Annotated in this window: 5 protein-coding genes; all 5 read left to right on the forward strand. The window is 51.8% G+C overall.

Annotated features, from left to right (window positions below; genetic code table 11):
• Positions 1–23 precede the first annotated feature (23 nt).
• The 5 genes from FYJ51_RS03695 (at position 24) to FYJ51_RS03715 (ending at position 7,603) form a co-directional block, all read left to right on the forward strand.
• Positions 24–3,002, forward strand: a complete 2,979-nt coding sequence (locus FYJ51_RS03695; protein ID WP_154503332.1) for a transglycosylase domain-containing protein — start codon at positions 24–26, stop codon at positions 3,000–3,002.
• 147 nt (positions 3,003–3,149) lie between these two features.
• Positions 3,150–4,367 (forward strand): iron-containing alcohol dehydrogenase, encoded by a 1,218-nt coding sequence (locus FYJ51_RS03700; RefSeq protein ID WP_154503334.1) that lies wholly within the window; start codon positions 3,150–3,152, stop codon positions 4,365–4,367.
• Positions 4,364–5,785 (forward strand): aldehyde dehydrogenase family protein, encoded by a 1,422-nt coding sequence (locus tag FYJ51_RS03705; RefSeq protein WP_205946161.1) that lies wholly within the window; start codon positions 4,364–4,366, stop codon positions 5,783–5,785. The genes FYJ51_RS03700 and FYJ51_RS03705 overlap by 4 nt, the downstream gene beginning before the upstream one ends.
• A 79-nt stretch (positions 5,786–5,864) precedes the next feature.
• Complete coding sequence (locus FYJ51_RS03710; protein WP_154503336.1) at positions 5,865–6,725, forward strand: PDZ domain-containing protein; 861 nt, start codon at positions 5,865–5,867, stop codon at positions 6,723–6,725.
• Between the two features lie 272 nt (positions 6,726–6,997).
• Positions 6,998–7,603 carry an HD domain-containing protein gene (locus tag FYJ51_RS03715; RefSeq protein ID WP_154503338.1) on the forward strand — a complete coding sequence of 202 codons (606 nt, stop codon included), beginning with the start codon at positions 6,998–7,000 and terminating at the stop codon, positions 7,601–7,603.
• The last annotated feature ends 425 nt before the right edge of the window (positions 7,604–8,028 follow it).

Genomic DNA, 8,028 nt, shown 5'->3' on the forward strand with positions numbered 1-8,028 from the left:
CGGTTAATTTATAATAGGCAGGTATGCAGATACTGATAGCAGATCGCAGAGTTCAATTCTGCGAAAAAATGAAACAGATACTGGAACAGGAAGGATATGAAGCTGCTGCTGCGGCCGATCGTGAGAAGGCGCTCAAGGCAATTGCCGGGACGAGATTCGATCTGCTCGTGGTCGGCGATGATCTGGCTTCCGATCCGGAAGAGATTGCGGCTTTTCTGCGCAGAGTTCCGCCGACGATCCCGGTGCTGATGCTGGCAGGTGATTCGGCGAGAGGATACGAACATGCCTTCCGGATGGCCGGAGCAGATCAGGTTCTCGTATCTCCGTTTACGTATCGTGATTTTCTGAACGCTGCCCAGCGGCTTCTCAGGCAGGATACGATCGCTTCCGCCATGCCGCCGCTGCCCGAGGAGCCGGAACAGGAGCAGCCTGCGGTTCTGAGCTCTGACGGGAAACCGATCCGCAAAGTCAGAATCACGCCCCCGGAAGTACGGGAAAGTGTGACGCAGAAAGAAGCTCCGGCAGTTCTCAGCGCAGATGGAAAAGCAGTCAACAGCAGCCTCAGCACACCGGAATATCAGATTCCGGAAGAGACTGCAGAAGATCCGTTCGGAAATCATGAGGACACGGATTCCGTGACGATTCCTTCGATCGTCGCACCCAGGACCGAGGCAGAGAAGATTCATCCGATTCCGCTTCCTGAGACTGAAAAGCAGCCTGAGAAGACACAGATGATCCATACCGTCAGAGAGGCTGAGCAGAAACCTGCTGTTCATGAAAAAACAGCAGAAGAGGTGAAGCCGAAGAAGAAGGTACGGAAGATCGAGCAGACACCGGAGCAGAAGAAGAAAGCGAAAAAGAAGAAAATCCGCACCCGGGTGATTCTGACGGTTGTTCTGGCAATGATCCTGCTGGTTGTCGGCGGTGGGTTCTATATCCGCTACAACCTCAGAGGAGTTCCGGAGCTGGATCTTTCCAAGTTCGGCAATTATTCGAAAGCTTCTACGATCTATGATTCCGAAGGGAATTATTTCATGGATTACGGGTCGAATGAGAATGTCGACTGGGTGACTGCGGATGAGATTCCGCAGACGATGAAGGATGCGATTGTCTCGATTGAGGACAAGCGCTTCTATCAGCACCATGGCGTGGATATCAAGCGGACCCTGGGAGCTGTGTGGGGCCAGCTCACGCATACGGCAAGCTATGGCGGTTCCACGATCACGCAGCAGCTGATCAAGAATACGTTTCTGACCCAGGAAGTCTCCTACAGGCGCAAAATCCAGGAAATCTATCTTGCGCTTCAGCTTGAGAAACGGATGTCAAAAGCGGAGATCCTGGAGTGGTACCTCAATACCGTCTATATGGGCGGCCCGAACTATGGTATCAAGAATGCAGCTGCAGACTATTTCGGAAAGGATCTGGATGATCTGACCCTGCGGGAGTATGCATGTCTTGCCGGCATCGTGCAGAGTCCGAATAACTACAACCCGCGGACGGGAGATATGGATCGCTGCAATGCCCGTACCGACACGGTTCTTTATGCAATGCTGGATAACGGCAAGATCACGCAGGAGCAGTATGATGCAGCGATTGCCGATAAGCTGGTCATTGCCGAAGAAGGACGCACGACGCAGACGAGTGACACCTATTATGCAAATGCATACTTCGTGGACTATGCCATGAAGGAGATCGCCACGAAGCTTCTGGAAGCCTCTGGGCAGGAAGTTACCGATGATTCGATTGCAGAGATGAAGCAGAATTTCCGCAATGGCGGATATTCGTTCTATCTGACCATTGATCCGGATATCCAGAGCGAGGTGCAGACGGCGGCCGCAGAATATCAGAATTATCCGACTGCAGCAGATGGATCAGAAGCTCAGTTCTCCGCTGTTGTCATCGAACAGTCGACTGGTGAAGTCAAAGCGATTGTCGGCGGCAGAGAGCAGGCTGCGACTGCAGAGGGATACAACCGTGCAACAGACAGTACCCAGGCAGTCGGTTCCAGCATCAAGCCGCTGTCGGTCTATGCACCGGCGATTGAAACCGGCGACTTCCCTGGCACGGTGGTGGATGATATGCCGTATTCCATTCCAGGCTACGGTACGAATAACGGCTGGCCTCCAGGCGATTATACAGATGGACCGATTACGATGCGCAGGGCGCTGGAACTGTCCCATAACATTCCTGCTGCCCGGTTCATGCTGGAACATGTAGGCATCGACAAAGCGTATGATTTCATGGTCAAGGAAGGCTTCAATGCGGACAACCTGACCAAGACGGCAGCAGGCCTGGCACTTGGCGCAACCGATGTCACGACGCTTGAGATGGGCGGCGCCTATGCTGCCCTTGCAAATGGCGGTGTCTATATTGAGCCGCATTGCTATACAAAGGTGCTCAACCGGGCAGGAGAAGAGATTCTGAATGACGGTGCGATGGAAACGCATCGGGTATTCTCAGAGTCCACTGCATGGCTGACCACCGATATGATGCAGACGAATATGACTGAGGGCTTAGGTGTCAATGCCCGCCTGTCGTCCGTGACTTCGTGCGGAAAGACCGGCACCCATGAGCACCAGGTCATCAGCTTCGGCGGTTATACGCACTACTACACGAGCTTCATGCGGATTTCGACGGATAACTACACGAGCTTCACGAACAGTTCTTCCTATTATCAGGCGGCTCCGCTCTGGAAGGCGTATATGGATCCGATTCATCAGAAGAAGAATCTGCCTGATGCGGCAATCCAGAATAAGACCGCAGAGGAGCTCGGAATCATCCAGGTCAGAGTCTGCAACCAGACAGGACTGCTGGCAGCGGAGAGCTGTGAAACCAATGGCTATGCCATCACGGAATATGCAACCCCGGACAGTGCTCCGACTGAAACCTGCGAAGGGCATGAAGTGGATGCCTCCCAGTATGGCTATGTGGATCCTGAAACCGGCGCATGGGTTGACGGCGGCTGGTGGGATGAGTCCGGTAACTTCCATCCGTTTGAATGATCAGAAAGCACGTTTCCTGCATGATGCAGAAGACGTGTTTTTTCTGCACAAAGGGGCTTGTTCTGTGCGGGTTATGCGGACTGATCCGGATATGCTAGAATGTCCATGAGGGGAATCTGCTGGCAGACGCCAGAGAAAGGAATTCTTATGGATAAGATCATTTCCGGAATTTACTGCCGCGTTTTTCAGGCTGGGATGAAAGAAGCAAATTACTTTCTGGGCTACCGCATGCCGGACTGCCTGGAAGGGGCAGGGTGCCTGAAACGCCTGCCTGCACTGATCCGGTCAAAGGGCGCTGATCAGCTGCTGGTCGTCACGGACCCGAATCTTGTGAAGCTCGGCCTTGCCGCAAAGCTGACAGATCTTCTGGATCACGAAGGACTGCATTACACCGTATTCTCCGGGGTGGAACCGAATCCGACCAGCGATAATGTCGAAGCCGGCTTCAAGGTCTACCAGGATCATGGATGCAGGGCACTCGTTGCACTGGGCGGAGGCGCGCCGATTGACTGTGCCAAGGCAATTGCAGCAAAGTCTGTTCATCCTCATAAGACTGTGGCGCAGCTGCAGGGAATTCTGAAGGTGCATGCGAAGATTCCGCTGCTGTTTGCGATCCCGACTACCGCCGGAACCGGTTCAGAAACCACGGTGGCTGCTGTCATCATCGATTCCGCAACGCACCATAAAGCAAGCATCAATGATCCGAGTATTCTGCCGCACTATGCAGTTCTGGATCCGGAACTCACTCAGGGCCTGCCGCCGAAAGTGACTGCCACCACCGGTATGGATGCTCTATGCCATGCAGTCGAAGCATATACGAATCATACCTACAATACGGAACTGGAAAACTTTCTGGCAAGGGAAGCAGTCCGGCTGATTCATGACAACCTGCTGAAGGCATATCATGATGGCAAGGATCTGGAGGCACGCGGAGAAATGCAGAAAGCTGCATTCTATGCAGGGCGTGCGTTCACACGAGGCTGCGTAGGATATGTGCATGCAGTAGGACATACGCTCGGAGGTCTGTATGGAGTCCCGCATGGACTTGCGATGAGCATCATCCTGCCTCATGTGATGCGCCAGTATGGGCCTGCGGTCTATGATTCTCTGAGCGAGCTGGCGGATGCATGCGGCATTGAAGGGCGCACGAATGCCGAGAAAGCACATGCATTCATCCGCTGGATCGAAGCAATGAAAGAAGAGATGCAGATCCCGGAAGGGGCGGAAATGATCCAGGAAAAAGATATTCCTCAGATCATTGCCTGGGCAATGGAAGAAGCCAATCCCCTCTACCCGACGCCGGTGACCTGGGGCAATGAAGACTTTGCAGAGCTGATCGCAGAATTGCGCAAGGAGAGAGCATGATGGAATGGACAAAGGAACGGATACACGAAATCACCGAAGCACAGCACAAGTTCTTCAGAACCGGAGAAACCCTCGATGTGAACTGGAGAATCGATAAGCTGATCAAGCTTAAGATCGCAATGCAGACACATCAGCACGAACTGGAACTGGCTCTGAAAGAAGACCTCGGACGCAGTGATACGGAGGCGTATCTCTGCGATATCGGTTCGGTCATCCTGGAGATTGATGAAGCGATTGCCGGGCTGAAGAAGTGGGCTGCTCCGGAAACGCACTTCAGCGGTGTGCTCTGCTTTCCGAGCATGATCACGAAGGTATACAAGATGCCTTATGGAACAACACTGATCATCTCTCCGTTCAATTTTCCGATTCTCTTATCGCTTGGCGTGCTGACTGCATCGATTGCCGGCGGCAATACTGCTGTGATCAAAGCCAGCTCGAAGTCGATGCATTGCACGGCGGCAATGCAGAAGCTGATCCGGGATACCTTCCCGGAGAATTATGTGACCGTGATTGATGGGGGTCATGAAGTGGCAGACTGGTGCCTGGAAGAACGGTTCGACAAGATCTTCTATACCGGCAGCCCGAAAGTCGGCAAGCATGTGCTTGCAGAAGCAGCGAAGAACCTGACGCCGGCAGCATTGGAGCTTGGCGGGGAGAACGGAAACTGGTGCGTGATCCGCAAGGACGCGGATTTGAAGGATGCGGCCAGGAAGATTGCATTCTTCAAGGCAATGAATGCCGGCCAGGTGTGTATCAACATCAATCAGATTGCAGTGGCGGAAGAAGCTGCGATGCCGTTCATCAACGAACTCATCAAGGCGTTTGCGATGCAGCTGGGCGAGAATCCGGAGCGGAATGAAGAATTCCCCCATCTGATTTCGAGAAGAGCCTATGACAGCTGTGCAGAGGAAGCAGAGCAGTATCGGGATCGGATCTTATGGGGCGGAAAAGGAGATCCAAATACGCTGCGCTATGCACCGACTATCATCTATCCTGTCAAGGCAGAGGAACCGATCGTGAATCATGAACTGTTCAATCCGCTGCTGCCGATTGTTCCATTTCCGGATGACGAAATTGATCAGATGCTTGATACGATCGCTTCCCGGGAACACGGCTTATCACTCTATGTCTTTACGAAGGATATGAAGTGGGCAAAGAAAGTCATGCAGACGCAGCAGTATGGCGGCGGCTGCATCAACGAGGTCTGTCTGCATCTGATGGTGAAGGGTGTCCCGTTCAACGGAACCGGACATTCCGGCATGGGGGCTTATCATGGCGAGTGGGGCTTCCGGGAGTTCACGCATCCGAGTACGGTCCTGATCGGGTCGACGAAGTTCAACCTGCCGCTGCGCGAGCATCCGTACAGCGGAACAGAAGGAAAGCTTAAGAAAGCAGTTCTGAAGTTCCTGGAACGGTAGTTTCAGATTCATATGTGTCTTTCTTCACATAACGTTCACCCTGCTGTATTACATTTAATCGTGTTACAGGAGGAACAAGATGATGGATGAAGAGAAGAAACCTGAAGAAAGCACTGCTGCAGGAAACAGCGAGGCATGGAAGTGCCCGTCCTGCGGCACGGAAAATACCGGGAAGTTCTGCAGCAATTGCGGAACCGCAAAGCCGGAAGACAGGAAACCTGAACCGGTGAAGAAGGAAGAACCGAAACCTGCATCAGAAGTGAAACCTGCTGCAGAGGTCAGGAAAGTTTCGCCGGTAACTCCGAAGAAGCCTTCGATCTGGAAGCCGGTCCTGATGGTCCTTCTGGCATTGTGCCTTGGATTTACCGGAGGATATCTTGCGACGCGAGCTGAGAATGAGGAGATCAGCGAGCTCAAGGAAGAAGTAGCAGATCTCAAGAATGAGGTCTCTGAGCTCAATGGCAAAGTGGAAGTGCTGGAAGGAACGAATAATTTCTTCGGCGGCTTCTTTGGAAATGGCAGCGGAAGCAGCGAGAATGGTTCTTCCCCTGATAAGAAGAATATCTTCAGCGGGGAAGGCGAAGACAGCAAAGAAGATGATGCCGGCGGAGCAGCCCTCGGAGTGAGTATTCAGTTCGGCAGCGGCAGACCGACGATTCAGGGATTCGCATCCAATTCCAAGGCGGAGGAAGCCGGACTGCAGGTCGGCGATGTGCTGGAGAAACTGGATGGGGAAGAAGCACTGACATATCAGGAAGTGCGGGATTTCCTGAAGGACAAGAATCCGGGAGATAAAGTTCAAGTTACGGTAGAACGGGATGGTGAAGAAGTTACTGTGGAACTGGAACTGGTGGAACGCACGAGCGACTATCAAAGCAGTACCGATCAGACCCCGGAACAGAGCGGATTCCCGGATGGCAGCGAAACCCGGAATGGCTGATCATGAGACTGAAGCAGAACCTTCTGCTCCAGTCTTTTTCTGCTTTGCAGATTCGACAATATGCTGGATGCATGCGGAAATAATAGATCCTGCGGATAGGATGAATTCCGGGATTGATTATGATACAGTGACCTCAGATTCCAGGATAGCGATCATCCGCCGGATTTATGATTGCCAGCAGGTTGTCTGCTGATTCAGAACTAAATGTCATGAAAATGATTGCTGACGGCACTGACAGTATCCTGATGCCTGAAGAAATGGAGAAACCTGAAATGAAACCAGAAGAACTGCTGAAGATTCTGAACACAGCCGGAAAGCTGAAAGTCAGCACCCGCCATAACTGGACTGAGAAAGGCCGGAAGGAAAGTGTGGCGGATCATTGCTGGAGACTTGCGCTCATGGCGATGCTGCTGGATGGCGTACCGGAGTATCAGAATCTGGATATGAACCGGGTCATCCGGATGTGTCTGATCCATGATCTCGGCGAAGCTTTTACAGGTGATATTCCGACATTTGAGAAGACAGCTCAGAATGAGACTGCAGAAGAAGACCTGTATCTGAACTGGGTGAATTCATTTCCTTCGCCGGCGAAAGAAGAATGGCTTTCGCTTCTGCAGGAGATGATTGAACTGAAGACTCCTGAGGCAAAGCTTTACAAGGCGCTGGATAAGCTGGAAGCAGTCATCTCTCATGATGAAGCAGATATTCGTTCATGGCTGCCGCTGGAATATGATCTGCAGAAGACTTATGGAAGAGAACAGGTACAGTTTTCTCCCTATCTGCAGCAGCTGAAGAAGGCAATTGATGCATGGACGGATCAGAAGATTGCTTCAGAAGGAGACTCTGAGAACTATACAGATGGTGAATTGAAAAACTGAACGCAAGTTTTACGAAGTTATCGCAAGCTGTGTGTGACAAGGAATAGTGAGAGACCGGTTCTGAAGTAATTCCGGTCTCTTTTCTATGGATTTTCTGCCTGAAATGATAGGAAAAGTGTTCAAATACGTTACAATTTAAGCGCAGTAAAACCTGCCCTGCTGTGCCGATAAAATTCAGACACGGTCAGCGCAACGGGGAATAATGACGGATGCTCAGCCAGAACCTGCCATGATTTCAGTGCTTAGTGATTGGTGGTGCCGGTCAGATGATTATGAGGGAATCTCATACTTCATCGGTAGAATACGGTTATAAATCTTCTTGTACCGAGGACGTTTCTTCTTTGGATAAACGGAGTAGAAGAGATCATGATCCCTGAGAAACGAGAAGCTGACGTATTCGAGATCGAGAACCTGCGGATCAGGAA

This window comes from Stecheria intestinalis, from assembly GCF_009696165.1.
In the GTDB taxonomy this organism is placed as follows: Bacteria; Bacillota_I; Bacilli_A; order Erysipelotrichales; family Erysipelotrichaceae; genus Bulleidia; species Bulleidia intestinalis.